General features: G+C 74.8%; 26 protein-coding genes and 1 riboswitch. Of the genes, 16 read left to right on the top strand and 10 right to left on the bottom strand.

Annotated features, from left to right (window positions below; genetic code table 11):
• Position 1 precedes the first annotated feature (1 nt).
• Positions 2-778 carry a rhomboid family intramembrane serine protease gene (locus DSM104329_RS21635; protein ID WP_259311931.1) on the top strand — a complete coding sequence of 259 codons (777 nt, stop codon included), beginning with the start codon at positions 2-4 and terminating at the stop codon, positions 776-778.
• A gap of 5 nt (positions 779-783) precedes the next feature.
• Here DSM104329_RS21635 and DSM104329_RS21630 read toward each other — a convergent pair whose 3' ends face one another.
• Positions 784-1,695 (bottom strand): cobalamin-binding protein, encoded by a 912-nt coding sequence (locus DSM104329_RS21630; RefSeq protein ID WP_259311930.1) that lies wholly within the window; start codon positions 1,693-1,695, stop codon positions 784-786.
• Positions 1,696-1,707: 12 nt separating this feature from the next.
• Between DSM104329_RS21630 and DSM104329_RS21625 the strand changes: the two genes are divergently transcribed.
• From DSM104329_RS21625 to DSM104329_RS21580, 10 genes are all read left to right on the top strand, one after another.
• Positions 1,708-1,938 (top strand): 4a-hydroxytetrahydrobiopterin dehydratase, encoded by a 231-nt coding sequence (locus DSM104329_RS21625; RefSeq protein WP_259311929.1) that lies wholly within the window; start codon positions 1,708-1,710, stop codon positions 1,936-1,938.
• A gap of 242 nt (positions 1,939-2,180) precedes the next feature.
• Positions 2,181-2,906, top strand: a complete 726-nt coding sequence (locus tag DSM104329_RS21620) for a glycosyltransferase (protein ID WP_259311928.1) — start codon at positions 2,181-2,183, stop codon at positions 2,904-2,906.
• Entirely contained in the window at positions 2,896-4,140 is a 1,245-nt protein-coding gene (locus DSM104329_RS21615) for a glycosyltransferase (protein WP_259311927.1), read from the top strand. The genes DSM104329_RS21620 and DSM104329_RS21615 overlap by 11 nt, the downstream gene beginning before the upstream one ends.
• Positions 4,137-5,276: a polysaccharide pyruvyl transferase family protein gene (locus tag DSM104329_RS21610; protein WP_259311926.1), complete on the top strand. Its 1,140-nt coding sequence runs from the start codon at positions 4,137-4,139 to the stop codon at positions 5,274-5,276. The genes DSM104329_RS21615 and DSM104329_RS21610 overlap by 4 nt, the downstream gene beginning before the upstream one ends.
• Positions 5,273-7,930 carry a glycosyltransferase family 39 protein gene (locus DSM104329_RS21605; RefSeq protein WP_259311925.1) on the top strand — a complete coding sequence of 886 codons (2,658 nt, stop codon included), beginning with the start codon at positions 5,273-5,275 and terminating at the stop codon, positions 7,928-7,930. The genes DSM104329_RS21610 and DSM104329_RS21605 overlap by 4 nt, the downstream gene beginning before the upstream one ends.
• Entirely contained in the window at positions 7,927-9,486 is a 1,560-nt protein-coding gene (locus DSM104329_RS21600) for a glycosyltransferase family 2 protein (protein WP_259311924.1), read from the top strand. Before DSM104329_RS21605 ends, DSM104329_RS21600 begins: the two co-directional genes overlap by 4 nt.
• Positions 9,483-10,523 (top strand): glycosyl hydrolase family 8, encoded by a 1,041-nt coding sequence (locus tag DSM104329_RS21595; RefSeq protein ID WP_259311923.1) that lies wholly within the window; start codon positions 9,483-9,485, stop codon positions 10,521-10,523. Before DSM104329_RS21600 ends, DSM104329_RS21595 begins: the two co-directional genes overlap by 4 nt.
• A gap of 91 nt (positions 10,524-10,614) precedes the next feature.
• The gene (locus DSM104329_RS21590; RefSeq protein WP_259311922.1) at positions 10,615-11,940 is read left to right on the top strand and encodes a hemolysin family protein; all 1,326 of its coding nucleotides are present in this window, start codon (positions 10,615-10,617) and stop codon (positions 11,938-11,940) included.
• Positions 11,941-12,167: 227 nt separating this feature from the next.
• Entirely contained in the window at positions 12,168-13,067 is a 900-nt protein-coding gene (locus DSM104329_RS21585; RefSeq protein WP_259311921.1) for an ABC transporter ATP-binding protein, read from the top strand.
• Entirely contained in the window at positions 13,064-13,795 is a 732-nt protein-coding gene (locus DSM104329_RS21580; RefSeq protein WP_259311920.1) for an ABC transporter permease, read from the top strand. The genes DSM104329_RS21585 and DSM104329_RS21580 overlap by 4 nt, the downstream gene beginning before the upstream one ends.
• Here DSM104329_RS21580 and DSM104329_RS21575 read toward each other — a convergent pair whose 3' ends face one another.
• Both DSM104329_RS21575 and DSM104329_RS21570 read right to left on the bottom strand, forming a co-directional pair.
• The gene (locus tag DSM104329_RS21575) at positions 13,796-14,581 is read right to left on the bottom strand and encodes a 3-hydroxyacyl-CoA dehydrogenase family protein (protein WP_259316243.1); all 786 of its coding nucleotides are present in this window, start codon (positions 14,579-14,581) and stop codon (positions 13,796-13,798) included. It lies immediately after the preceding gene.
• A gap of 108 nt (positions 14,582-14,689) precedes the next feature.
• The gene (locus DSM104329_RS21570; protein WP_259311919.1) at positions 14,690-14,917 is read right to left on the bottom strand and encodes a hypothetical protein; all 228 of its coding nucleotides are present in this window, start codon (positions 14,915-14,917) and stop codon (positions 14,690-14,692) included.
• A gap of 117 nt (positions 14,918-15,034) precedes the next feature.
• Here DSM104329_RS21570 and DSM104329_RS21565 point away from each other — a divergent pair, with 117 nt between their 5' ends.
• Positions 15,035-15,391: a PRC-barrel domain-containing protein gene (locus tag DSM104329_RS21565; RefSeq protein WP_259311918.1), complete on the top strand. Its 357-nt coding sequence runs from the start codon at positions 15,035-15,037 to the stop codon at positions 15,389-15,391.
• Here DSM104329_RS21565 and DSM104329_RS21560 read toward each other — a convergent pair.
• Positions 15,375-15,797 (bottom strand): acyl-CoA thioesterase, encoded by a 423-nt coding sequence (locus DSM104329_RS21560; protein ID WP_259311917.1) that lies wholly within the window; start codon positions 15,795-15,797, stop codon positions 15,375-15,377. The two genes, DSM104329_RS21565 and DSM104329_RS21560, sit on opposite strands and share 17 nt — an antisense overlap.
• Before the next feature lie 50 nt (positions 15,798-15,847).
• Complete coding sequence (locus tag DSM104329_RS21555; protein ID WP_259311916.1) at positions 15,848-16,648, bottom strand: hypothetical protein; 801 nt, start codon at positions 16,646-16,648, stop codon at positions 15,848-15,850.
• Positions 16,649-16,806: 158 nt separating this feature from the next.
• Between DSM104329_RS21555 and DSM104329_RS21550 the strand changes: the two genes are divergently transcribed.
• Complete coding sequence (locus tag DSM104329_RS21550) at positions 16,807-20,151, top strand: M36 family metallopeptidase (RefSeq protein WP_259311915.1); 3,345 nt, start codon at positions 16,807-16,809, stop codon at positions 20,149-20,151.
• A 200-nt stretch (positions 20,152-20,351) separates the two neighbouring features.
• Here DSM104329_RS21550 and DSM104329_RS21545 read toward each other — a convergent pair whose 3' ends face one another.
• From DSM104329_RS21545 to DSM104329_RS21525, 5 genes are read right to left on the bottom strand one after another with little or no spacing between them, the layout of a single operon-like run.
• A complete protein-coding gene (locus tag DSM104329_RS21545) occupies positions 20,352-21,413 on the bottom strand; it encodes an enolase-like domain-containing protein (RefSeq protein ID WP_259311914.1) in 1,062 nt (353 codons plus the stop codon).
• The gene (gene xseB / locus DSM104329_RS21540) at positions 21,410-21,646 is read right to left on the bottom strand and encodes an exodeoxyribonuclease VII small subunit (RefSeq protein WP_259311913.1); all 237 of its coding nucleotides are present in this window, start codon (positions 21,644-21,646) and stop codon (positions 21,410-21,412) included. The genes DSM104329_RS21545 and xseB overlap by 4 nt, the downstream gene beginning before the upstream one ends.
• Positions 21,643-22,941, bottom strand: coding sequence for an exodeoxyribonuclease VII large subunit (gene xseA / locus DSM104329_RS21535; RefSeq protein WP_259311912.1), 1,299 nt, complete (start codon positions 22,939-22,941; stop codon positions 21,643-21,645). Before xseA ends, xseB begins: the two co-directional genes overlap by 4 nt.
• A 51-nt stretch (positions 22,942-22,992) precedes the next feature.
• Positions 22,993-23,283: a hypothetical protein gene (locus DSM104329_RS21530; protein ID WP_259311911.1), complete on the bottom strand. Its 291-nt coding sequence runs from the start codon at positions 23,281-23,283 to the stop codon at positions 22,993-22,995.
• Entirely contained in the window at positions 23,280-24,467 is a 1,188-nt protein-coding gene (locus tag DSM104329_RS21525) for a cell wall-binding repeat-containing protein (protein ID WP_259311910.1), read from the bottom strand. Before DSM104329_RS21525 ends, DSM104329_RS21530 begins: the two co-directional genes overlap by 4 nt.
• A gap of 106 nt (positions 24,468-24,573) precedes the next feature.
• A riboswitch (cyclic di-AMP (ydaO/yuaA leader) is annotated at positions 24,574-24,724 on the top strand.
• A gap of 46 nt (positions 24,725-24,770) precedes the next feature.
• Between DSM104329_RS21525 and DSM104329_RS21520 the strand changes: the two genes are divergently transcribed.
• The 3 genes from DSM104329_RS21520 to pspAA all read left to right on the top strand — a co-directional run bounded on the left by DSM104329_RS21520 (position 24,771) and on the right by pspAA (position 26,432).
• Positions 24,771-25,325 carry a hypothetical protein gene (locus DSM104329_RS21520; RefSeq protein ID WP_259311909.1) on the top strand — a complete coding sequence of 185 codons (555 nt, stop codon included), beginning with the start codon at positions 24,771-24,773 and terminating at the stop codon, positions 25,323-25,325.
• Positions 25,326-25,404: 79 nt separating this feature from the next.
• On the top strand, positions 25,405-26,157 hold the full coding sequence (locus DSM104329_RS21515; RefSeq protein ID WP_259311908.1) for a PspA/IM30 family protein: 753 nt from the start codon (positions 25,405-25,407) through the stop codon (positions 26,155-26,157).
• Positions 26,154-26,432 carry a PspA-associated protein PspAA gene (pspAA, locus tag DSM104329_RS21510; RefSeq protein WP_259311907.1) on the top strand — a complete coding sequence of 93 codons (279 nt, stop codon included), beginning with the start codon at positions 26,154-26,156 and terminating at the stop codon, positions 26,430-26,432. Before DSM104329_RS21515 ends, pspAA begins: the two co-directional genes overlap by 4 nt.

Genomic DNA, 26,432 nt, shown 5'->3' with positions numbered 1-26,432 from the left:
CATGACGCCGACGCCGGTCGGTATGCGCTGCCCCGAGTGCGCAAGCCAGAAGACGAAGGTGCGCACGGCGGCGAACGTCCGCGCGGCGGGACAGCACGCGCCGGTCACGAAGGCGCTCATCGCGGTCTGCGTGCTGGTCTACCTGGCGGAGATCGCCAGCGGCACGGGCGGCCTGAACGGCGTGGGCAACGGGACGATCACCGAGAACGGTGCCCTCATCGGGCACTTCCGGTTCACGGACATCGGCGTCGCGCACGGCGACTACTGGCGGCTGATCACCGGCGGCTTCCTGCACGCCTCGATCTTCCACATCCTGTTCAACATGTACCTGCTGTGGATCCTCGGGCAGATGCTCGAGCCCGCGATCGGGTCGGTGCGCTTCGGCATCGTCTACTTCACGTCGCTGCTGGCGGGCTCGTTCGGCGCGCTGCTGCTCGAACCCGAAGCGCTGACCGTCGGCGCCTCGGGCGCGATCTTCGGGTTGATGGGCTTTGCGTTCGTCGAGATGCGATCGCGCGGGATCGACCCGTTCCAGACGTTCATCGGCTGGCTGATCATCATCAACCTGGTCCTCGGGTTCGTGCTGAACAACGTCTCGATCGGCGGCCACGTGGGCGGGCTGATCGGCGGCGCCCTCGCCGGCTTCGCGTTCCAGTACGCGGACCGCCGGCGCCAGTCGTCACTCGGCTACGCGGGCTGCGCGGTCATCGCGGTGGGCTCCATCGCGGCGGCGATCGCCGTCGCGGGCGGCGCGGGGCTCGGCAGCCCCCACATCTGACGCGGTCAGGTCCGCTCGGCGGGGGCGGCGCCCTCGACGTCGAGCGCCGCGGACGGCGCCTCGGGCACCCGATCCGGGTGCAGGACGTGCGCCATGAGCTCGAGCGCCTCGACCAGCCGCGGCCCCGGCCGCGAGAACGTGCCCGACGCGTCGATCGCGACGACCCGCCGCGCCCCGAGCGCCCCGAGCTGCGCCGCGTAGGCCTCGGCCTCCTCGTGGGCGCGGCCGAGGTCGTAGCCGCACGGCATGCAGACCACGACCTCCGGCTCGGCCGCCCTGACCATCTCCCAGGTGACCTGCTCGGAGCTCTCGCCCGGCAGCCCGAGCACGTCGAAGCCGCCGGCCATCTCGATGAGCTGCGGCGTCCAGTGGCCCGCCGCGAACGGGGGGTCGAGCCACTCGAGCGCCGCGACGGGCACCGGCTCGGCATCGGCGACCGCGGACTTCACCGCCTCGACGCGCCGCGCGATCGTGGCGATCAGGACGAACGCGGCCTCCTTGGCGCCCGTGGCGTCGGAGACCGTGCGGATGTCGTTGATCGTCTCGCCGAACGTCTTGGGGTCCAGCGCGATGACCTTGGGCGCGGGATCCATCCGCGCCGCGATGGCCTGCACGTCGTCATAGGAGACCGCGCACACCGGGCACAGTGCCTGGGTGACGATGAGATCGGGCTCGAGCTCGGCCAGCAGCTCGGCGTCGAGGTCGTAGATCGCCTCGCCGCGCTCCGTGCGCTCCCGCACCGCGGCGTCGATCTCGGCCGCCGACAGCCCCGGGGGCAGCCGGTCGGTCGTCACGTGTGGCCGCTCGAGCGCCTCCGTAGGATGGTCGCACTCGTGGGTGACGCCCACGACCTGGTCGCCCAGGCCCAGCGCGAACAGCAGCTCCGTGGCGTGGGGGACGAGGGACACGATTCGCACGAGGGGAAGCGTATGGCGTGGCACGAGGAAGGCAGCGCACTGGTCCAGGACTACGAGTTCGGGGACTTCGCGGGCGCGATCCGGTTCGTCAACGAGGTCGCCCGGCTGGCCGAGGCCAAGGGCCACCACCCGGACATCCTCATCCACGGCTGGAACAAGGTGCGCCTGACGCTCAGCACGCACACGTCCGGCACCGTGACGGACCTCGACCGCGGGCTCGCCGCCGACATCGACGATCTCTGATCGCGGCGGCTCGTCGCCCGGCGAGCCGCCGTCGAACCGTCGTGTGATCCCGGTCACACGAGCGAGACGTTCGGCCATGCGCTGTGCTTAGGTGGATGACCCCGCCGCGTGCCGGCCGTATGGCCGCGCCCGGGCGGCGCTGAACCGCAACCCGCCACCGGTGTGCCCTCTGTGGGCCGGCGGGCGACAGCGCCGTGGTCGCAGGAGACCCGCAAACCGCAACGCCTGCCGCGGAGGACCCCGTGCGTCTCGACATCGTCATTCCCGCCCACAACGAAGAGCATCGGATCGACCGCATGCTCACGGCCTACCGCGCCGGCTGCCCGCATCCGGGCACGCGGTTCCACGTCGCGCTGGACCACTGCACCGACGGGACCGCCGAGATCGTCCGCGGCCACCAGCGCGCCGATCGGCGCATCGAGCTGCACGAGTACCCGAAGCTCGGCAAGGGCGGCGTGATCGCGGAGACGTTCCGCCGCAGCGACGCCGACCTCGTCGGGTTCGTCGACGCCGACGGCGCGACACCGCCGGCGGAGCTGCTCCGGCTCGCCGACGTGGCCGGCCGCGCCGACGGGGCGATCGCCTCGCGCCACCATCCGGCGTCCGTCCTGCCCGCGTCGCGGCCGCTGTCGCGCCGGCTGACCAGCGCCGGGTTCGCGTTCGGCGTGCGCCGGCTGCTCGGCCTGCCCTACCGCGACACGCAGTGCGGGGCGAAGGTCCTGCGCGGCGACGTGGCCCGCGACATCGTCGCGCACACCACGTCGCAGGACCTGCTCTTCGACGTCGACCTGCTCGTCACCGCCCGCGATCTCGGCCACCGCGTCGTCGAGGTGCCGACGGTGTGGGTCGACCAGGAGGGCTCGCGCGTCGACCCCGTCGCGGACACGCGGAGGATGGGGGCGTCGCTGCTGCGGCTGTGGGCCGCGTCGCTGCGCCGCCGGGTGCGGGAGGTGGCCGGTGCGGCCTGACGTGGCGCTCATCTCCCCCTACCCACGTCCCGGGATCCGCCACGGCGGCTCGAGCGGCGTGGCCTCCTACACCGCGAACCTCGCCGAGGCGCTGACCGGCGCTGGCGCCGGCGTGACCGTCGTCGCGCCCGTCGAGCCGGGCCTGCCGGCCGAGCACCGCGACGGCCGGGTGCGGGTCCTGCGCCGGTTCGAGGCCGGGCCGCCCTGGCTGGTCCGCGCCGCCCGGGCCGCGTGCGCGACGGGCGCGCCCACCGTGCACCTGCAGCACGAGACCTTCCTGTACGGCGGGCCGGCCGCGGTGCCAGCGCTCGTGGCGGCGCTGCGCCGCCTGCGCCGAGGGCGGCCGTCGTCGGTCGTGACGATGCACCACGTCGTCGCGGCGGGCGCCGTCGACGCGCAGTTCACCCGCCTGCATCGCGTGCGCGTGCCCGCCGCCGTCGCGCGCGCGGGGCTGGCCGTGGTCCGCGAGAGCGTCCGCCGCCACGCCGATGCCGTCGTCGTCCACGAGCCAGCATTCGCCGAGGCCGTCCCGGGCGCGACCGTCGTGCCGCACGGCATCGAGTCGGCCGCGGCCGCCGAGCGAGCGGCGGCGCGGTCCCGGCTCGGCGTCCGCGACGACCGCCTGACCGTCCTGTGCTTCGGCTTCGTCGCGCCGTACAAGGGCCTCGAGCCGGCGCTGGAGGCGGGGCGGCTGGCGGGGAGCGGGGTCGAGGTCGTGGTCGCGGGCGGGACGCACCCGCGCGTCGGCGACGCCTACGCGGAGGTCCTGCGCGGCGCGCACGGCGACCACGCCCGCTTCACCGGCCACGTCCCCGACGGCGACGTGGCGGCGTGGTTCGCCGCCGCGGACGTCGCGCTCTTCGCCTACCCGCGGCCGGTGTCGAGCAGCGGCGCGCTCGCGCTTGCGCTCGCCCACGGAACGCCCGTGCTGATGTCGCCCGAGCTGGCGACGTGCGCCGGTGCGCCGGCGCCGCTCGTCGCCCCGCGCGAGGCCCCGGCGCTCGCGGCGGTGCTGCGCGGCCTGGCGGCCGACCGGTCCCGTCTCGGCGCGCTGGGCGCCGCGGCCGCGGCGATGGCGGGCGACCGGGGCTGGCCCGCGGTCGCGCGTCGCCACCTCGAGGTGTACGCGGCGGCGGGCACCACCCGGGCTGACGCTCGCGACGTTCCGGGGGCGGCCGGCACCACCCTGGCTGACGCACCGGGCCGTCGTGACGTCCCGGGGGTGGTCGAGTGAGCCGAGTCGTCCTCGCCGGCGCGTTCGGACAGCGCAATCCTGGCGACGACGCCCTGCTCGAGGCGTTTCGCCGCGCGCTGCCCGGCCGCGAGCTGATCGCCACCAGCCGGCCCGGCCCGGTCCTGCCGGGATGCGAGCGCGTCGCGCCCTCCGACCCGCCGGCGGTGATGCGCCAGGTGCGCTCCGCCGACGCGGTGGTGTTCGCCGGCGGCACCGTGTTCAAGACCCTGCGCGGCGCGAGCGGCCGCGGACCGCTCGACCTGCTCGGCCGGGCGCTCGCCATGGGGCTCGGCACCCGGGCGCTCGGCAAGCCGCTGGCGCTCGTCGGGGTCGGTGCGGCACCGCTGCCGGGCCGCCGCGCCCGGCTGCTCGCGCGCCGGCTCGTCCATCAGGCCGACCTGCTGGTCCTGCGCGACGAGGAGTCCGCGGACGTGCTGGCCGAGGCGGGCGCGCCCGCGCCGTTCCGCATCGGCGCCGACCCTGCCTGGACGATCCTCGACGTCGAGGGCGCCCCACCCGCGTCGGACACCGAGCGCATGCGCCGGGGCACCGTCGTCGTGGCGCTGTCGCACGACGCCGGCGGCGCCGGCCTGGCCGACGATCTCGCCGTCGCCCTCGTGCCCGTGCTCGCCCACGGCTTCGACGTGATCCTGCAGCCCTGGCAGATCGGCCGGATCGGCCGGCGCGACGACCTCGACCTGGCCCGCGAGATCGACGCGCGCCTCGGCGGCGTGGCGCGGATCGGCGTGCCGCCCGCCGACCTCGCCGAGGCGCGCGGGTCGTTCGCGGACGCGCGGCTCGTCGTGGCGCTGCGCTTCCACGCGATGCTGACCGCCGCCGGGGCGGGCGTGCCGTCGGTCGCCTACGCGCACGAGCCGAAGCTCGCCGGCGCCGCGCGCCGCCTCGGGCAGCCGGTGCTCGCGCCGGGGACCGACCCGGCGCAGCTCGGCGCCCGGCTCGTGGCCGCCGCCGAGGCGGCCGTGGCGCCGAGCGCGGCCGCCGTGCGCGCCGAGGTCGCGGCCGCCGAGGAGGGCTTCCGGCTCCTGCGGCTCGTCCTCGACGGCGGGCGCGGCGACGAGGCGGACGCCATGGGGAGCCTGCCGCTCAAGCCGGCCGAGTGGGCGGTGGCCGAGTGAGCACGCCGGCACTCCTGACCCGGCCCCTGCGCCGCGGGGGCGTCGTGCGCGAGCAGGCGTTCGTCGCCGGGGCGCAGGTCGCCTCCGGCGTCGGCAACCTCGCCTTCTCGCTCGTCGCGGCCCATCTGCTGGCCCCCGGCGCGTTCGCCGACCTCGTCGCGTTCCTCGCGCTGTACCTCCTCGTCCACGTGCCCGCGTCGAGCCTGAGCGCGGGCGCGGCGCTCACGCCGGCGGCCGTGCCGGGCGCCCGGCGCGGCGCGCTGGGCCTCGGCGTCGCCGCCGGGCTCGCGCTCGTCGTGGCCGCCGTGCCGCTGGGCGCCGTGCTCGGCGTGCCGGCCGGGCTGCTGGTCGTGCTCGCCGCCGGCGTGCCGCTGGCCCCGTGGCTCGCGCTGGAGCGCGGGCGCCTCTACGGCGAGCGCGAGCACGGCCGCGCGGCGCTCAGCCTGGTCGCCGAGCCGGTCGCCCGCCTGGCGCTTGGCCTGCCCCTCGTCGCGGCGTTCGGGGTCGCCGGAGGCGCGGCGGCGGTCGTCGCGGGCGGCTGGCTGGCGCTCGCCGCGACCCGTCCACGGTTCGCAGCGGCCGGCGGGATCTCGTCCCGGGAGCACGGCCTGCTGCGCTTCGCGGGCGCGGCGACCGCCGCGTTCCTCGTGCTCGCGGTCCTGCAGAACCAGGACGTCGTCTTGGCCAACGCGCTGCTCGACGGCGGCGAGGCGGGCCGCTTCGCCGTGCTCTCCACGCTCGGCGGGCTGGCCGCGTTCGCCTCGACCACCGTGCCGCTCGTGCTGCTGCCGCGGGCCCGCGCCGGTGATCGCGGGGCGCTGGGGGCCGCGGTCGGCGCGGCCGCGGTGCTCGGGCTCGCCGCCGTGCTGGCGGTCGCGATGATGCCGCGCGACCTCATCGGCGCGGCGTTCGGCGAGCGCTACGCGGAGACCGGAGCGCTCGCGGTGCCGTACGTCGCCGCGATGGGGCTGTTCGGCGTCGCGCGGGTGCTGCTCGCGCACCGGATCGCCACCGCCGACGGGCGTCGCGCCCGCGTCGTCGCCGTCGCCGTGCCGGCCGCCATCGCGGCCGCGCAGGCGCTGGCGATCGTCGCCTGGGGAACCGACCCGGGGCGGGTCGCGGTGATCACGCTCGCCGCCATGGCCACGCTCGTCGCCGCTACCGCGCCCGGCGTCGTCGTGCCGTTCCCGCTGCGCGGCGCCCTCGCGCGCCGCGCCGGCGGCACCCCGGCGCGCGTCGGGCTCGCCGTCGCCGGCATCACGGTCGCGGCCCTCGTCGTGCGGCTGCTGTCCAACCGCGGCATCTGGCTCGACGAGGCGACCTCGATCACCCAGGCGCAGATGTCGCTCGGCGGCCTGCTCGACAGCCTGCGCACGACCGACGTCCACCCGCCGCTGCACCACCTGATGCTCTGGGCGCTGGCGCACACCGCCGGCACGTCGGAGTTCGTCATGCGGGCTCCCTCGGTCGTCGCGGGCACCGCGCTCGTCCCGGCCCTGTACGCCACCGCGGCCGAGGTGTGGGACCGCCGCGCCGGCCTGGCCGCCGCCGCGATGGGCGCGGTCGCGCCGTTTCTCGTCTGGTACTCGCAGGAGGCCCGCATGTACGGGCTCTTCATGCTGTTCGCGACGCTCGCGCTGCTCGGCCAGCTGCGAGCGCTGCGCCGCGGGCGGCCGGCCGACTGGGCGCTCTACGTGGCCGCGTCGGCGGCGCTCGTGTGGACGCAGTACTTCGGCGTGCTCGTCGTCGGCGTGCAGCAGGCGGCGTTCGCGCTGGCCGCGATGCGCGACCGGCGGCTGCTGCGGCCCTGGCTGCTGTCGGTCGCCGCGCTCGCGCTCGCGCTGGCCCCGCTCGCCGCGTTCGCCCACGACCAGTTCCAGGCCAACGAGGCCGCGGGGCGCGGGTTCGACCAACCGTCGCAGGCCGGCTCCGACGTCAGCTCCACCCGCACGCAGCCTGGTGTCTACATCGCCCTGACGAACGTCGTGTGGGCGATCTGGGGCTACCACTCCAACGGCACGATGGCGGCGATCACGGCGCTGTGGCCGCTGGGGCTGCTGCTCGCCCTGCTGCTGCTCGGCCGGGGCCGGTCGCCGCGCACCCTGCTCGTCGCCGCGTGCGCGCTGCTGCCGGCGATCGCGCTGTTCTTCGTCGGCGAGCTCAAGCCGTTCCTCTTCGAGATCCGCTACTTCGCGGCGCTCGCGCCGCTGACGATCCTCCTGCTCGCCCGGGCGGCGACCGGCTGGACCGGCGGCCGCGTGGCGACGGTCGCGGTCACGGCGGCGCTCGTCGGCAGCCTTGCGGTCGCCTCGGCCGACGAGGAGGTCAACCGAGCGAACCCGCGGGTGTACGACTTCGAGGGAGCGCTGGCGCGGATCGAGCGCGAGGCGCGGCCCGGGGACCTCGTGCTCTACCAGCCGAAGTACCTGCGCGACGTCGTCACGTACTACGCACCCGACCTGCACGCGCGCCCGCTTCAGGGCGCGCTCGACGGGCCGGTCGCGCCGGCAGGGCGCGTCTTCGTGCTCGGCTCGTTCCAGGACCAGCGCGGCGAGCGCGACGCGGTCCGTGCTGGCCTGCGCGAGCTCGCACGCACGCGCGATCTGCAGGAGCGCTTCAAGCGACCCCAGGTGAAGGTGTGGGTGTACCGATGACGACGACGACGACCGATCCGCGCCTTGCGGCGCCGCACTGGGACGCGCGCGGCGACCGGCGCGCCACGACCGCGGTGCGCCTGGTCGCGCTCGTCGCGCTGCCGCTGGCGCTCGTGTACCTCACGTGGCTGCTGCGCCCCGAGCGCGTCGGCCAGCCCGTGCTGTTCGCGCTGCTGATCGCGGCCGAGCTGTTCAACTTCACGCAGGCGGCCGGCTTCTGGTGGACGTGCTGGCGCCAGCGCACGCGCGCTCCGCTCGCCCTGGCGGACGGCGGCCCGCCGCCCGAGGTCGACGTGCTCATCCCGGTCTACGACGAGCCGGTCGCGATCGTCGAGCCGACCGTCGCGGCCGCGGCGCGGCTGCGGGGCGCCGCGGTCAACGTGTGGCTGCTCGACGACGGCGCCTCGACCGCGATGCGCCGGGTGGCCGACCGCCACGGCGCACGCTACGTCGCGCGCGCCCGCCGTCAGGGGGCGAAGGCCGGCAACGTCAACCACGCGCTGGCGCTGGCGAGCGCGCCCTACGCGCTCGTGCTCGATTGCGACCACGTGCCCGACGAGCGCCTGCTGGAGGCGACGCTCGGGCATCTCGCCGACGAGCGCGTCGCGTTCGTGCAGACGCCGCAGTACTACGCCAACGCGCCGTCCGGCGGCGTCGCCGGTCACGCCTGGGCGCAGCAGGCGCTGTTCTTCGGCGCGATCGCGCGCGGCAAGGACGGCCTCGGGGCGACGTTCTGCTGCGGCACGAACGTCGTGTTCCGGCGCGCCGCACTCGATGCGGCCGGCGGCTTCCCGGAGGGCTCGCTGACCGAGGACTTCCAGCTCTCCATCCACCTGCACGAGCTCGGCTGGCGCACCGTGTACGTGCCGGAGGTGCTGGCCCGCGGGCTCGGCCCGGAGGACATGGCGTCCTACGTCTCGCAGCAGCAGCGCTGGGCGCGCGGCTGCCTGAGCGCGCTGCCGACCGCGCTGCGCGCCCGGGTGCCGTGGCGCCAGAAGGCCCAGTACGTGCTGTCGGCGATGTACTTCCTGTCGGGCTGGACCGTGCTCGTGTACATGTCGATGCCGGTCCTGCGCATCCTCACCGGAGCGCAGCCGCTGGGCGCGGCGAGCGCCGACCAGTTCCTCGTGCACTTCGCGCCGTACTTCGGCCTCGCGCTGTACGCGGTGGCGGTCGCCGGGCGCGGGGCGTACACGTTCGGCGGCTTCGCGCTGTCGGCCGCGAGCTGGTGGATCCACGTCCAGGCGACGATCCTCACGCTGCTGCGCCGGCGGGGCCGGTTCGTCGTGACGCCGAAGGAGGGCGAGCGCCGGCCGCAGCCGCGCGCCGTGGCGCCGACGCTGGCCGCCATTGCGATCCTCGTGGGCACCGGCGTGGTCGGGATGGCGCGCGGGCTCGACCCCGCGACGGTCAACAACGTCGCGTTCGCCGCGCTGCATGTGACCGTGCTGTCGGCCGGGATCTGGCCGGCGCTGTTCCCGGCCCGGCGGCCGACCGCGGCGCCGGTCGCGGCGGCCGGCCCCGAGCGAGCCGAGGAGGGGAGGGCCGCGGCGTGAGGCGGGCGATCGCGGTGGTACTGCTGCTCGCCGCGACGGCGGCCGGGTGCGGCGAGTCGTCGTCGGCGCCGCCCCGGCCGGGGCCCGGCGCGGCGGCGCGGTTCCTGGACCGCTACGTCGATCCCGACGGCCGGGTGGTACGCCGCGACCAGGGCGGCGACACGGTGAGCGAGGGGCAGGCGTACGCACTGCTGCTGGCCGCGGCGACGGGTGACGAACGGCGCTTCGGCCGCGTCTGGCGCTGGACGCGCGCGCACCTGCAGCGCCGCGACGGCCTGCTGGCCTGGCACTGGCGCGACGGGCGGGTGGCCGACCGCCAGCCCGCGGCCGACGCCGACCTCGACGCGGCGCGGGCGCTGCAGCTGGCCGCGCGCCGGTTCGGCCGCCCGGCGCTGCGCCGCGCGGCCGGGCGCATGGCGGTCGCGGTGCTGCGCCGCGAGACCGCCGCCGGCCGGCTCGTCGCCGGGCCGTGGGCGCGGCGCGGGCGCGTGCTCAACCCCAGCTACTCGTCGCCCGTGGCCGAGCGGGCGCTGGTGACCCTCGGCCACCACCGCCGCTGGGCGCGGGTGCGCCGCCACGGCATCGCGACCGCGCGGGCGCTGGTCGCCGGCGGCGCGCGCCTGCCGCCGGACTGGGCGCGGGCCGGACCGCGTGGCGCGCCCGCCAGATCGGCGGCGCCGCCCGGCGATCCGGGCGGCGTGCCGCGCTACGGCTTCGACGCCGTCCGGCTGCCGGTCCGCTTCGCCGAGTCCTGCGACCCCGCCGCCCGCCGGGTGGCCGCGGCGCTCTGGCCGCGCCTGCGCGCGGGCGACCCGGCGATCCTGCCCCGCGAGCTCGACGGCCGCGGCGTCGTGGGTGCGGTCCGCACCCCGGTCGCCCTCGCGGGCGCGGCCGCGGCGGCCCACGCCGCGGGCGACGCCGCCGCCCGCGACCGCCTCCTCGACGAGGCCGAGGCCCTCGACGACCGGCACCCGACGTACTACGGGGCGGCCTGGATCGCGCTCGCCCGGACCTTGCTCGCTCGGCGTTGCGGGTAGCGCCTGCGCCGGCGTTGCTACCCTCGCGCTAGTCGCCATCAATGAACGACGACCCCTACCGAAGTAGGCGCGCCGCGTCGGCGGCCCGCGCATGACGGCGCTCTTCCTCGCTGCCGTCGTCGTCCTCGTTCTCGTGAACGGGTTCTTCGTGGCGGCTGAGTTCGCCCTCGTCCGCGCCCGGCGCTCGCGCGTCGAGGAGATGAGCAAGGAGGGCAGGCGGGGCGCGGCGACGCTGCTCAAGGAGCTCGGCGACCTCAACCAGTACCTGTCGGCCTGCCAGTTCGGCATCACGCTGGCCTCGCTGGGCATCGGCTTCCTCGGCGAACCGGCGATCGCCGAACTGCTGGAGCCGCTGTTCGGCGACGCGATCTCGCACGGGCTGTCGGTCGCCATCTCCATCGCGATCGCGTACATCCTCGTGACGGCCCTGCACATCACCGTCGGCGAGCAGGTCCCGAAGATCTACGCGATCGTCAACGCCGAGACCGTCGGCTGCCGGATCGCCCGGCCGCTCGACTGGTTCCACACGGCGATGCGGCCGTTCATCGCCGCGCTGAACCACGCCTCCAACGGCCTGCTGCGGATGCTGCGGATCGACCCGGACGCCGAGTTCGAGGAGGGCGGCAGCCCCGGCGAACTGCGCGTCCTGATCGCCCAGGCCCGCACCGGCGGCAAGCTCGACGTCGGCGAGGCCGGGATGCTCGAGGGCGTCTTCCACCTGCACGAGCAGGAGGCCCGTCAGGTGATGACGCCGATCCCCGCGGTGGTGACCGTCGACCTGTCCGAGGACGTCGAGACCGCGCTTCGGCGCTGCATCTCCTCGGGCCACACGCGCCTCGTCGTCACCGAGGACGAGAACCAGGACCGCGTCCGCGGCCTCGTGCACTCGAACTCGCTGGCGCGGGTGCTGATGACCGACGGCCCGCAGGCGTCGATCGGCGACGTCGTGCGCGACGCGCCGATCGTGCCGGAGACCAAGCCGCTCGACGACCTGCTCGCCGACCTCCAGCGCGAGCGTTCCTCGATGGCGGTCGTCATCGACGAGTACGGCCGCGTCGCGGGGATCGTCACGGTCGAGGACATCATCGAGGAGGTCGTGGGCGAGATCGCCGACGAGACCGATCCCGCCGGCGGCGAGGTGCGCCGGCTGGCCAACGGCGACTGGTTCGTGCGCGGGCACGTCGCCATCACCGACCTCACGGACTACGGGCTGCATCTGCCGGTGGACTCGGACGCCTACAACTCGGTCGGCGGCTTCGTGTTCGCCGAGCTCGGCCGCCTGCCGCGCCGCGGGGACACGATCAAGGCCAACGGGTACTCGATCCGCGTCGAGTCGGTGCGCGAGAACCGCATCGAGGCGGTCCGCATCCGCGAGCGCGGACCGGCGACGGCCGAGCGCTCCGCCGCTGACCGCTGACCGCTGACCGCTGACCGCCGACCGCCGACCGCTGAGCGCCGCGTCTCGACTCACGCGCGGCGTCCCGGTTGCGGGGTTCCCGCAAGATTCTGCGACAGATCCCGTTGGGATGGGGGTAGGACACGAGCCGGAGGCGAGCTCAGGGGTGGACTCGCCGCCGGACGTGACGGCCGGCCCTCTCTCCCGCAGAGGGCCGGCCGTCCTGCCATCCGGGTAGGTTCCAGGCGGTGCCCGACGCGATCGAGGTCGAGGGCCTGACCAAGCGCTTCGGCGTCGTCACGGCGATCGACGACCTGAGCTTCTCCGTCCGCGAAGGCACGGTCACCGGCTTCCTCGGTCCCAACGGCGCCGGTAAGACGACGACGTTGCGCGTCGTGCTCGGCCTGGCCCGGGCGACGAGCGGCACCGCGCGGGTCCACGGCCGGCGCTACGTCGACCTCGACGATCCCGCCGGGACGGTCGGCGCCTCGCTCGAGCGCGCCGGCTTCCATCCCGGGCGCTCCGGGCGCGACCATCTGCGCGCCCTGTGCGCGATGGCGCGGATCCCCGCGTCCCGCGCCGACGAGGTGCTGCGTGCCGTCGACCTCGACGACAGGGCGGCGCGGCGGCGGGTCGGCGGCTACTCGCTCGGCATGCGCCAGCGCCTTCACCTCGCGGCGGCGCTGCTCGGCGACCCGTCGGTGCTCGTCCTCGACGAGCCGGCCAACGGCCTGGACCCGCAGGGCATCCGCTGGCTGCGCGAGACGCTGCGGCGCCTGGCCTCCGAGGGGCGCACCGTGCTCGTCTCCAGCCACGTGCTCTCGGAGGTGGCGCAGACCGCCGACGACGTCGTGGTCATCGCCCGCGGGCGGCTCGTGGACCAGGGCCCGGTGGCGAAGCTCGCGGCGGGCCCGGCGCAGGCGGTCATAGTGCGTGCCGCCGAGCTGACCGGCCTCGCCGCCGCGCTCGAGTCCGTCGGCGCGGTCGTCGAGCGCAACGACGGCTGGCTGCGCGTGCGCGAGGCCGACGCGCCGAAGGTCGGCGAGCTGGCCCTCGCGACGGGCGTCGCGCTGCACGCGCTCTACGAGGAGCGCCAGTCGCTCGAGGACGTGTTCCTGAAGCTCACCTCGGAGGCGGGGCAGCGGTGATCGGCCTCCTGCACGGCGAGATGATCAAGCTGCGGACGACGCGCACCGCGCTCGGCTTCGCCGCGCTCGTGCTGCTGCTCGTGCTTGCCAGCGTCCTGCTGCAGGCGCTGCTCGGGGACCCGGCCACGCTCGACGACAAGCGCCAGGTCGTCACGGTGGCGGGGCTCGGCGGCACCATCCCCGCGGTTCTCATCATCTTCGGCGTGGTCGGCGCCACCGGCGAGCACCGCCACGGCACGATCACCTCGACGTTCCTCATCGCCCCGGACCGCGTGCGCGCGACCGCGGCCAAGCTGCTGGCCTACTTCGCCACGGGCGTGATCGTGGCGGTCCTCGTGCAGGCGATCGCGCTGGCCATCGGCCTGCCGCTCATCGCCGGCGACCCGGGACCGGACCTCGGCGGCTCGGACATCTTGGCGCTCTTCCTCGGCGGCGCCGCCTCGTGCGGGCTGGCCGCCGCGCTCGGCGTCGCGGTGGGGGCGCTCATCAGCCACCAGGTCGCCGCGGTCGTCGGCACGCTCGCCTACCTGTTCATCCTCGAGCCGATCGTCTCAGCGGTCTCCGGCGACGTCAGCTCGTACACGGTCGGCTCGACGATGAGCGCGGTCGCCGGCATCGACTTCTCCGACTCGCTCGACCCGCTGCCCGCCGGTCTCGTCCTCGCGGCGTGGGCGCTCGTCGTGGGAACGGCCGCCGTCCTGGCCGACCGCTCCCGCGACGTCAACTGACTACTCGTACTCGTAGAAGCCGCGCCCGGCCTTCTTGCCGAGCGCGCCGTCGTCCACGAGCCGGCGCACCGTGGCCGGGATCTCGGTGCCGATCGACTCCCCGATCGCCTGCGAGACGTCCAGCCCGACGTAGTCGAGCAGGGCGAGCGGGCCCATCGGGTGGCCGGCGCCGAGCGTCATGCAGGTGTCGATCGCCTGCGGTTCGAGGCCCGTCTCCTCCATCATCCTCACGGCGCTGAACAGGTACGGGAACAGGAGCCGATTGACGACGAACCCCGGGACGTCGGGCACCTCGACCGGCTCCTTGCCGAGCGCGACGCACAGCTCGCGCGCCCGCCGGCGGGTGTCGTCGGTCGCCGCGGCCGGGAAGACGAGCTCGACGAGCTTCATCTTCGGCACCGGGTTGAACACGTGCAGGCCGGCGAAGCGCTCGGGCCGGCCGCTGGCCTGCGCGAGCGCCTCGACCGAGAGCGACGAGGTGGTCGACGCGAGCAGCGTCGTGCCGTTGACCCGCGACGCGACGTCCTTGAGCAGCGCCGACTTCGTGGGGAGGTCCTCCACGACGGCCTCGACGACGATGGTGGCGCCGGCGATCGCGTCGAGATCGGTGGCTACGGCTACCCGCCGGGCGTCGACGCCCTCGCTGATCTTGCTGCACACCTTGTCCACCGAGGCGCGCGCACGGTCCGCCGAGCTTTGCGACCGCGCCCAGAGCAGAACCTCTCCTTGCGCCGATGCCGCCGCGGCGAGCCCGCACGCGATCGCGCCGGACCCGACGATGGCCACCCGTTCGTCCACCTTGTCCCCTCGTTCGTTGACTGGCGAGTCAACGATCAGCCTACGAGATGGCGCGCGACGGCGCCTGGCGGCGGGCCCGGCGGGTGGTGGGTTCGCTCAGTCCTCGGGGCCGATGAAGCGCACGATGTAGGCGAAGATGCCGACGACCGCGATCACGAGCGCCCCGAACGCCACGCCCACGCCGGCGGTCGCGCCGAACTGCGTGATGCCGATGATGATCGCCACGGTCACGGCGAGCATCGCGGCGCCGAGCCAGATCATCAGGCTCTGGGCGCCGGGCTCGGGGTGCTCTTGGTCGGGACGGTGCTGGACGGACGTGCTCATGACGGCTCCTCTGTCTACTCGGGTGATGCTGCGCTCCAGCCTGGCGCGCACCGGCCGCCTCGCCATCGGGAGCGGGTGCGGAACGTCCCTCAGTGGTTCCTACGTATATTCGGGCCCGTGAGAGATCTCGGAGCGCCCACCTCGTACCTCGCCCTGGAGCCCGGCACGTCGGTCTATGACGCGGGCGGCGAGGAGATCGGCACCGTCGAGCACGTGCTGGCCGACCCCGGGGTCGACATCTTCGACGGGCTCGTCGTCGACACCCGGCCGCTCCTCGGCGGCCACCGGTTCGCCGACGCCGAGCAGGTCGACGAGATCTACGAGAGCGGCGTGGTGCTCAAGGTCGGCCGCGACGCCCTGCACGTGCCCGCCGACAACCCGGCGGTGATGAAGGCCGATCCCGACGACGTCGACGAGAGCGCGCTGACCGGCAAGCTCCGGCGCGCGTGGGACTGGATCAGCGGGCGCTACTGAGCACGGCGCGCAAGTCGTCGGTGAGCGCCGTCGCGCGTCCGGCGCCGTAGTCGTAGCCCACCAGGACGCCGTAGCCCTCGGCGAGCAGCCGGCCGTCGCCCTCGGCGTTCATCTCGAAGTGGATCCGGAACGACGAGCGGGCCACGTCGCCGGGCCGGACCCAGGTCCGGATGTCCTCCTCGTAGAAGGCGGGCGCCCGGTAGTTGATGTGGCATTCGGCGAAGATCAGCCCGAAGTCGCCCTCGGGGGCGATGGGGCTGTGGCCGGGGATCAGGGTCGAGAGGTACGCGATCCGCGCCGACTCGAAGAACTGCAGGAACGCCACGTTGTTGAGGTGGCGCATGGCGTCCAGGTCGCCGAAGCGGACCCGGTCTACGTAGGAGTACGGCCAGCCGTCGCGCGTCACGCCGGGCAGGGTACGGGTCCCGGCGGCGTGACGCGGACCGTTGGTGGCGGTCAGGAGCGGCGCAGGCGGCCGAGCAGGCCGCCGCTGCGGCGCGTCTCGGCCGAGGCGCCGTCGGCCGGCATCGTGTCGGTGCGGACGGCGCCGGAGCGCTCGGTCGGGGCGGTGGAGCCGGCGGGCGCGGGCGAGGTGGGGGAGATGCGCGTCGGCTCCTCGCCGGCCGGGACGCTCGCCCTCGGGCCCGCGGGCCCGCTGCCGGTCACCGCGGAGCGTTCGGCCACGGGCCGGCGGCGAGGGACGGGGTCGCGCTGGAAGCGGTCGTCGTCGTCGGCGGCCGCGCGGTCGTGCTCGACCTCCAGCTCGCGCTCGCGCTCGCGCTCCAGCTCCGCCTCCCGAGCCAGCTCGGCGTCACGCACGCCGCGCACCGACAGCCGGCCGAGCGCGAACGCGCCAAGTACGGCGATCAGCACGCCGAGGCCCTCGAACATCGTCAGCAGCTCGAGCACCTGGCGGTTCGTGTCGCCGGCGGGCGCGCCCGCGGCGCTCGTGCCGTCGTTCCACAGCCGGCTCACCGTCGGGCCGACGACGAACCAGGCGCCGGCGGCGACCGCCAGCCACGCGCCGAGGGCGGCGCGGGCGCGGTGCGCCGACGTCAGCAGCAGGAAGCCGCCCACGAACGCGGCGACGCCGGGCACGACGGACAGCCACAGCCGCCCGGAGCTCCAGTCCCACGTCTGATCGCTGCCGATGGTGAGGCCGAAGTAGGGCCCGATGAAGGGGATGAGGGCGCCCCAGGCGCCCAGAACCATGAGGAGCAGTCCGCTGACCGCCCCCCGCGTGCGCGGAATCTGCATCGTTGTCGCTCCTGTCGCGGGTGTGTCGCTGGATGGGTTACCCCGAGCGGCGCGATTCCACGAACGGCGGCGTGCGTCGGTGACCTGACGCGAGCGCTTCCCGCGCTCCCGCGGCGGCAGTAGCATGCCCGCGCCACGAACCTGGGGGGTACCCGGCAATGAGGCGAAGGGTCTTCATCATCACTGCAGCGATCCTGCTGGCCGCGGTGCCGGCGGCGTTCGCGCGCGGCGGCGAGCGCGGCTCGGCGTCGGTGCCCAAGCCGTACTTCGACGTGCGCGACGCGGCGGCCCCCGCTCCGGGCCCGTCGTCGAGCGGCGGCCGCGCGACGCCGCGGGCCCAGTCCGGCGCGCCCGCGCCCAGCCGGGCGACCCTCGACGCCCGCCGCGACCTCGCCGACGGTCTCGGCGAGCAGGCGGTGGTGCAGGCCGATCCGGTCACCGGCACGCTGCGCTCGCTGCAGCGCCTCGACGGCACGCTCACCGGCCCCGGCGGCGGCGATCGCGTGCAGCGCGCGTGGGACTACGTGCGCGACCACGCCGCCGCGATCGGCCTCGACGGCGGCGACCTCGGCACGTTCGTGGCGGAGCCGGCGCGCACCTCGCCGTCCGGCTTCGTCGTCGCGCGCTGGAGCCAGCAGGTGGGCGGCATCCCCACGTTCGACAGCGGGCTGCAGGTGGCCGTGACGAAGGACGGGCGCGTGCTGAGCGTCGGCGGCGCCCCGATCCACGGCCTCGACGTGACGTCGACCGACCCCCGGCTCGATCCGCTCGGCGCGCTCGCCGCGGTGATGGACGACATCGGCGTGCATCGCACCGCCTCGATCGTGTCCGGGCCCGTGGGCGCCGAGCAGGCGACGCGGTTCGACCGGGGCGATCGGGCCCGGCTGGTGCTGTTCTCCGATGTGGGCGGGGCCCGGCTGGCCTGGCGGGTGCTCTACCGCGCCGGCCCCACGGCCGTCTACGACGAGATCGTGGATGCCGGCACGGGCGCCGTGCTGCGCCGCGCGAACCTCGTGCGGTTCGCGGCCAACGAAGCTTCGGTGTTCCGCTCGTGGCCGGGCGGGCCGCTTCCCGGCCCGGTCTCCGTGGACCTCACGCAGTATCTCGACCCCGCGGTCAGCGAGGACTGGTTCGGGCCCGGGATCGACGACAGCCTCGCCGGGCCCAACGCGGTGGCGTGGGCCGACCTCGAGGACGACAACGCCCCGGGGCCGGGCGAGATCACGCGCCGGGCAGGCTCGTTCGTGTTCCCGTTCGACGAGTTCACGCCGGCGGAGAACCCGAACGGCCACTGCGACGCGACCCACCAGTGCACGTGGGACCAGGACGTTCCCGGCAGCTGGCAGGTCAACCAGGACAACGACATCACGAACGTGTTCTGGCTCGTCAACCGCTTCCACGACCACCTGAAGGACGATCCGCAGATCGCGTTCGGCCCCTCGAGCGGCAACTTCGAGGGCGACGACCCGGTGGCGGTCAACGGGCTCGACGGCGCCCTGACGGGGCCCGACGACTTCCACCTCAACAACGCGAACATGCTCACGCCGCCCGACGGCGACAGCCCGCTCATGCAGATGTACCTGGCGGGCGACCAGACGGGCTACTCGCAGCGCAACGTGAGCTTCGACTACGACCCGGCGACGGTCTGGCACGAGTACACGCACGGGCTCTCGACGCGGCTCGTCGAGAACGGCGGCGTCAGCTCGCCGCAGGCGGGCGCGATGGGCGAGGCGTGGAGCGACTGGTACGCGCTCGACTGGATGGAAGAGCTGGGGATGATCACCGACACCGGCACGCCGGGCGAGGTCGACCTGGGCGTCTACGCGGACCCGATCAAGAACGAGACGCGCACGCAGCCGCTCGACTGCCCGGTCGGCGTGAACAACGCGGCTTGCCCGGGGCGACCGCCGCGCACGCCGGCGGGCGGGTACACGTACGCGTCGTTCGGCAAGATCTCCAGCCGCGGAGCCGAGGTCCACGCGGACGGCGAGATCTGGTCCGAGACGTTGTGGGACCTGCGCGTCGCGATCGGCCAGGGCGCCGCCCAGAAGGTCATCACGGACGGGATGCGGCTCTCGATCACCGAGCCGTCGTTCCTCGACATGCGCAACGCGATCCTGGCCGCCGACCAGGCGGACTTCGGCGGGACGCACGCGGACGACATCTGGACCGTCTTCGCGCACCGCGGCATGGGCTTCTTCGCCGGTGCGGTGGACGGCGGCGACGTCACCCCGGTGGCGAACTTCGACCAGCCCCCGCCGCCCGGGACGCCGACCGGCACGGTGACGGGTCGCGTGCTCGACCAGGACACCGGCCAGCCGGTCGCCGGCGCGGTGGTCGGCTTCGGCGGCCACGACAGCGCGGGCTATCAGACCACGACGGGTGCGGACGGGCGCTTCACGCTGACACCGGTCGAGGGGACGTACCCGTCGCTCTTCATCCGCGGGCCGGGCTACGACACGCCGGCGGGCCTGCCGGCGACCGTCCAGGTGGACGGCGGCGACACGACCGACCTCGGCGACCGCCGGCTGCGGCGCAACTACGCCAGCCGCTCCGGAGGCGCCGCGATCGTGGCGACGAACGACCCGTGGACCGGCGGATGCGGCCCGCAGGACGCGATCGACGGATCGCAGGCCACGGGCTGGTCGTCGCCGAACCCGGACGGGACCCAGGGGCCGCTGCCGGACCCGACGCCGCCCGGCATCCCGCAGGGCACGCCGTACCAGACGATCGCCCTCCCGCAGACGATCGACATCGCGACGTTCTCGGTCGACCCGGCCGAGACCTGCGGCGATGACCCGACCGCCGCGGTCGGGCGTCTCGTGATCGAGACGTCCACCGACGGGACGACGTTCACCACGGCCGTCGACCACACCTTCACCGACGCGGATCGCCACCGGATGAACGACGTGACGCCGGCCGCGGGCGGGACGGGCGTGCGGGCCATCCGGGTGTCGCTGCGATCGCCGCAGGACCCGAGCGGCGACTCGGGGCAGGACTGGATCGACCTGACCGAGCTGAAGGTCTACGGGTCGCCGTCGACCAGCGGTGGTGGCGGCGGCGGCGGTGGCGGCGGCGGGACGACCCCGACGCCGACCCCGATCCCGCCGACCCCCGAGCCGCCGGTGCCGCCGACCCCGACGCCGCCATCGACGAACCCGCAGCCCATCGTGGTCTCGGCGATCGGCACCGTCTCGGTGCGGCGGCGCGGCCGGGTGTCGGTGCGGATCCACTGTCAGGACGCGTGCTCGGTGCGCGGGCGCCTGCTCGCCGGCAGGTCGCTGCGCAAGCTGCTGCACCGCACGCGCTCGACCCTGGTCGACAAGACGCTGATCCGCAACACCGCGGGCGCGGGCACGCTGACCCTGAAGCTGTCGAAGGGGACGCGCGCGCGGCTGCACCGCCGCCATCGCAGCACGGTGCCGGTGACGCTGAACGTCCGGGTGCGCGAGAACGACGGCAGGATGACGACGACGACGCGGCGCCTCCGGATCACCGTCTGACCGCCGCTGCGGCGCAGCGAGCGTCGAGTTCCTCAGCCTGGCGCTGAGAAACTCGACGCTCGATCCCGCGGGGCGGGGGCGCCGCACGGGGCGGGGGCGCCGCACGGGGCGCGGGGCCGCACGGGGCGGGGCGCCGCACGGGGCGGGGCGCCGCACGGGGCGGGGCGCCACACGGGGCAGGGCGCCGGACGGGGCGGGGGCTACGCGTAGCCGGCGAGCCGGAAGCCCACCGGGTCCGGGATGCAGGTCAGCGGGCTCGACGGCAGGCCGGGCGGCGGGTCGGGCTCGTTGTACGCGCCCGGGGCAACGTCGTTCGGCGTGTCCGGATGAAAGAGCGCGGCGAGCAGCTGGATGTGCCCGCGCCCGACCGACAGCTCGGACTGGCCGCCGCCGTAGGCGCCGATCCCGTTGACGTCGCAGAAGTCGTACAGGGCGAACAGCTCGCGCAGCGGGCCGGAGCGCGACGGCTTGACGTTGACCATCTTCGGCCGGACCGCCAGCGCCTCGACGTCGGCGACCGTGTGGATCGGGGCGTCCCAGGTCACGCGGTCCATCACCGGCGCGAGGACCGGCTCGGTCTCCTCGGTGAGCCTGGGGTCCTCGATCCATGCGTCGGGGAACGTCTCGATGACCCGCCGGTAGAGCTCGGGATCGGCGGTCTGGTCGACGATCGTGCCGACGTACTGGCCCTTGAGGTCGATCGAGTCGACCGCGCCCGTGGCCGCGAGCCGCGCGAAGAGCTCGTCGTCCCACGAGGAGGTCGCGTCGAGCTTCATCCGCAGCGTGGGGTAGCGCTCGAGTCGGGAGCGAACCGGCTCGAAGCTCGGCGGCTCGCCGAGGCGCAGCGAGTTGACGAAGGTCAGCGGCCGCAGCTCGCGCCCGAGGACCTCGGGCAGCGTCGTGCCGGCCTGCCGCAGGGCGAGGTCGAGCGCGGCCGACTCGTAGGCCCAGATCCGGTAGGCCAGCGACGCGGGGTACTCGGGCGGGGCGTCGAACAGGTCGAGCGCCGCGAGGTGGTTGGAGAACGACTGCAGCGTCCAGTCGCCCGCCAGCGGCAGGACCGGCCCGGCGGCCTGCACCTTCTCGTGGTCCTCCGGCGTGTAGACCACGTCCTCGCCGATGCCCTGCTCGCCGCCCCCGATCAGGTGGATGTCGGTCGTGCGCCGCAGGAACTCGGGCCGCGGCTGCCAGCTGTGGCCGTGCAGCTCGTAGCGCTCGATGCGCACCGGCAGGCCGGCGACGCGCTCCCAGGTGCTGGTCATCGCGGCGCCCCGCTCTCGAGCCGCGCGACCAGCTCGTCGAGGCGCAGCTCCTCGAGCCCCTGGCCGACGGCCTCGAGCTCGCCCGCGCACCACTCGACCAGCCCGCGGCCCTCGCGCAGGAGCTCGAGCGTCTCGCGCAATCCGGCGTCGCCGGAGTCAAGCCGCCGGATGATCTCCTCGATGCGGGCGGTCGCGGTCTCGTAGGTGTGGGTGGTGGCCTGCTGGTCGGTCATGGCGTCGGATCCCGGTCTGAGATGGTGGCATCCACGGCGGCGTCGGCGAACCGGAGGCGGACCGTGGCCGCGTGGCGGGCCGCCCGGGCGCTCGTGACGACCTCGCCGGCGCCGTCGGTGACGAGCGCGTAGCCGCGGTCGAGCGTCCGCGCGGGGTCGTGGGCGTCGAGCGCGATCCGCAGCCGCTCGAGCGTGGCGCCGCGCGCCGCCTCGGCCGCCGTGGCCGCGCCCTTGCGCGACAGCACCAGCGCGTGGCGCTCCGCGCGGCGCGACCGCTCAGCCAGCCCGCGCCGGCCCGCCGCGCGCAGCTCGCGCAGCGACTGGTGCAGCGCGAGGCGCTGGCGGGCGACGTGCTGGGCGGGCGCGCGCGACATCCGGGCCAGCAGGCGCGCGCGGTCGAGCACCGCCCGCCGGCCGTGCCCCTCCAGGCGCCGGGCGAACGCCGCCAGCTGGGTGCGCGCGTCGTCGCAGTGGCGCGGCACGGCGGCCTCGGCGGCATGGGTCGGGGTCGAGCAGCTCTCCGCCGCCACGTCGTCGAGCAGCGTGCGGTCGGTGTGGTGGCCGACCGATGCGATCACCGGCACCTGCAGCAGTGCGACGGTCCGGCACAGCGTCTCGTCGCAGAAGCAGAAGAGGTCGGCCAGCGAGCCGCCGCCGCGGGCGACGACGATCACGTCGACCCGGCAGGCGGAGAGGTCCTGCAGCGCGCGGGCGATCGCCGGGGCGGCGTGCCGGTCCTGGACCGGCGCGAACGCCCAGACCAGCCGTCCGGCCCAGCCGCGGCGCCGCAGCCCGGCGAGCACGTCGTCGCGCGCCTTGCCCGACTCGCCGGTCACGACGCCGATCGTGCGCGGCAGCGGCACCCGCGCCAGCCGCTTCTGCGGCGCGAAGAGCCCCTCGGCGTCCAGCCGCTTGCGCAGCAGGTCGAGCTGGGCGAGCAGGTCGCCCTCGCCGGCGAGCCGCAGGGCGGTGACGTCGAAGGAGAAGTGCGGCGACGACGAGCGCGACCCCGGGTAGTAGTCGGGCCCGCCGGCCACGACGACACGCGCCCCGTCCGCGAGCGCGCCGGCGCCGAGCGCGTCGAACTCGTTGCGCCACATCGCGCACGGCAGCGCGCCCTCGCCGTCGCGCAGCTCGAAGTACACGCGGGCCTTGCTCGCCTTGAAGCCCCAGACCTCGCCGAACAGCTGAACCCGCGCGCGCTTGCGCAGCTCGTCGCGCAGCTTGGCCGCGTACGCGCCGACCGGGAACGGGCCGAGCAGCGTGCTGCCCGGGATGCCTGCGGGGCGGGTCACGTGCGAGCGACGGTACCGCCGCGGCCGGGCGGACCCCCGCCGCGCCCCCGCTCAGCCCGCCTCGGCGAGCCCCTCGGCGTTGGACTTCAGCGGCCTCTGGCCGGCCTGGGCGTGCATGCCGCGCACCTCGCCCGAGTACCCGAGGCGCACGAGCCGCGCGATCTCGCGCTCGCCCTCGACCCGGGCCGGGTGGTCGGCCGGCAGCCCCTCGATCAGCTTCGCGATCCGGTTGCGCAGCTGCAGCGCGAAGTGTGGGGTGGAGGCGCCCATCAGCTGGCGCACGTCCTCGACGGTCACCTCATGGCCGGGGGCGCTGCGCGCGGGATGCTCGAACTCGCTCATGGGCTTTCGTCGCGGACGGGGGAGATCTCGAGAAGGGCGTCGATGCGGGACTGGGCGTCAAGTGTGACGGCCTGCTCGTCCCCGATCAGCCAGGCGTGATTGTAGACGCCGCGGACCGGGTCGGCCTCGTAGCCGGGCTGGATGTCGAGCAGGAGCTGGACGAGCGGCTCGGGCAGGCCGCCCGCGTCGTCGGTCAGCAGCAGCGGCCCGTAGGTCCCGCTGGAGGAAAGCGGCGAGGCGGCCGCGGCGGCCAGCGGCTGCCGCGGATCGGCGACGACCAGGCCGTGCCCGGGATCGACGATCCCCCAACCGAACGCGTCCGACGAGAATCGCGCGAAGGCCACCGCGTTCTTCGCCGGGTCCGCGCCCGCGATCCTCGTCACCGAGGACCCCGCCTTGCGCAGCGCGCCCAGCACGCCGTCCGAGACCTGCGACCTCGGCCCGACCACGTAGATCGCCGGCCGGTCGTGGCGGCGCAGCGCCTTGAGCGTCGCCTGCGGGACCCGGTCGCGTTCGACGAACAGCAGCGGGTCGCCCGCCTTCGCCGCCCAGGCCGCGGCCGGCATCGCGTACGCCGGGTCGTCGACGCCCGCGATCATCACGGCCGGCGCGGGCTCGCCCCGCGCGCTCGTCGCCACGCGGTCGATCGCCGCGGCGAGATCGAACGCGTCGTCGCCGGCGACGGCCGTCGCCCGCAGCCCCGAGGGCGCCGGGACATCGCCCACCCGGATCACCTGCGCACGGCCGAGGACCCCGGACCCGCCCGGGGCCAGGCGCGTCAGCGCGGCCTGCGTGGCGTCCGGCAGCTCGCTGCCGTGGGCGAGCAGCAGCGGCGCTCGGATCGGGCGCGCCATGAACACGGAGGCGGCCAGCGCGGCCTGCCAGTTCTCGGAGTCGGCAAGCACCACCGCGGCGGGCCGGCTAGTCGGCCCGGTCGACGGGAACACGGCCTGCGCGACGCCCGCGGCGTCGGCCGTGGCGTCGGCGCCGCCCACCCGCGTCGTGTTCTTCGTGGCGAACGTCGGGAAGCCCAGGTCGCTCGCCGCCTGCGGCTCGTCGCCCGCGACGCCGGAGACCGGCGCGGTCACCGTCGTCGTCGCCGGCGGCGGCAGCGGCCCGGTCGTCTCCTTGCCGCACCCGGAGGCGACCGCGGCGAGGGCACCGGCGAGCAGCAGGGCACTCAAGTGAGGTCGCATCCGGCCGATGACGGTATTGAAAGGCCGGTCGCCCATACGCCGGGCGGGCGGTACCCATAACCGCGGGACACCAATCCTGGTGACGTGCTAGGTTGCCGCGATCACGCCGAATCCCTGGCAGGAAAGCCGGGGACCGGGGGACCCAAATGTTGTGTGGGGCGAATTTCGTGGTTCATCCACGAGAAGCGCAGGCTCTTTCCGCGCTAGCCCGTCAGCTAACCCCGGAGGCCCACGAAAGAGGTAGCTGTGCGGGCACGTGCCCTGACGACGTCGATCGTTTCCGTTCTGTGTTTGGCCGCGTTCGCCGTGCCCGCCTCGGCCGCTACCCGCCAGGCCACGACTCCGGCGCCGGCTCCGGCGCCCGTCGCCGGCGACACCGCCGGCGGGGCCTCGTACGATCAGGCGACCGCGCCGACCCCGGTCATGCCCAGCGGCCGGATCATCGACGGCAAGGCCTACCCGCCCGCGGACGCGCCGGCCGAGGTCCAGCAGGCGATCTGGTCCGCGAACGAGATCGTCGGCAAGCCCTACAAGTACGGTGGCGGCCACGCCCGTGTCGTGGACACCGGCTACGACTGCTCGGGCACGGTCTCCTACGCGCTGCTCGGCGGCGACCTGATGGACGGCACGCCGCTGGACTCCGGCAGCTTCATGAAGTGGGGCGAGTCGGGCGCGGGGTCCTGGGTCACCGTCTACACGAACCCGGGCCATGCGTTCGTCGTGATCGCCGGCATGCGACTCGACACGAGCGCCGCGGGCGATCCGTCCGGCGCCAAGGGCCCGCGCTGGCGCCCCGTCCTGCGCAGCACCAAGGGCTTCGTCGCCCGCCATCCCGTCGGCTTCTGAGCCGCACCTGAGTCGCATGTCGCGCCGGCGTCGGTAGGCTGGGCGCCAGACATCCCGACTGGCGGACAGGAGGCAAGTGATGGCCGGCACCAGTGGCCGCTTCACGACCATCATCAAGGCGAAGATCTCGAAGCTCCTCGACAGAGCTGAGGATCCTGGCGAGACGCTCGACTACAGCTATCAGAAGCAGCTCGAGCTCCTCCAGAACGTCAAGAAGGGCATCGCGGAGGTCGTCACCTCCAAGAAGCGGCTGCAGATGCAAGCCGATCGCCTGCAGCAGAACGTGGTCAAGCTCGACACGCAGGCCCGGCAGGCGCTGTCCGCCGGCAACGAGGAGCTCGCCCGCACGGCGCTCGAGCGCAAGCAGCTCGCCCAGACCGAGCTGCAGAACCTCGACACGCAGGTCGCCGAGCTCGAAGGCCAGCAGCAGAAGCTGATCGACTCCGAGGCGAAGCTCCGCGCGAAGATCGAGGCGTTCCGCACCAAGAAGGAGGTCGTCAAGGCGCAGTACTCGGCGGCCGAGGCCCAGGTGCAGATCTCGTCCGCGGCCACCGGTGTCGGCGAGGAGATGGCGGACGTCGGCCTCGCGATGCAGCGGGCGCTCGACAAGACCGAGGACATGAAGGCGCGCGCCTCCGCGGTCGAGGAGCTCGAGGCGGCCGGCACGTTCAGCGACGTCTCGCTGCTCGGCGAGGGCCAGGACGACATCGATCGGCAGCTGCACGAGCTCACCAGCCAGTCCGCGGTCGACGACGACCTCGCGAAGATGAAGGCCGAGCTCGGCCAGGGCAGCGGCGGCTCGCAGCCGCAGATCGAGGGGGGCGCGGCGTGATCGTCCGCATCGCCACGGAGGGCCAGTACGAGCTGCCCGAAGGCGCGAACGACGAGCTCAACGAGCTCGACAATCGCGTCGTCGCGGCGGTCGAGGCCGAGGACGAGGCCGACTACAACCACGCGTTCCAGGCCCTCCTGGAGTTCGTGCGCTCGCAGGGGAACGCCGTCGACGGCGACGACCTGCGCGAATCCGACCTCATCATCCCGCCGCCGGATCTCACGCTGGCCGAGGCCGAGCGAGACTTCACCGGCGAAGGCCTCCTGCCGGACTGA

This window comes from Capillimicrobium parvum, assembly GCF_021172045.1.
Taxonomy (GTDB): domain Bacteria; phylum Actinomycetota; class Thermoleophilia; order Solirubrobacterales; family Solirubrobacteraceae; genus Capillimicrobium; species Capillimicrobium parvum.
The sequence above is the reverse complement of the archived record's forward strand: the minus strand, read 5'-3'. Positions and strand labels throughout refer to the sequence as shown.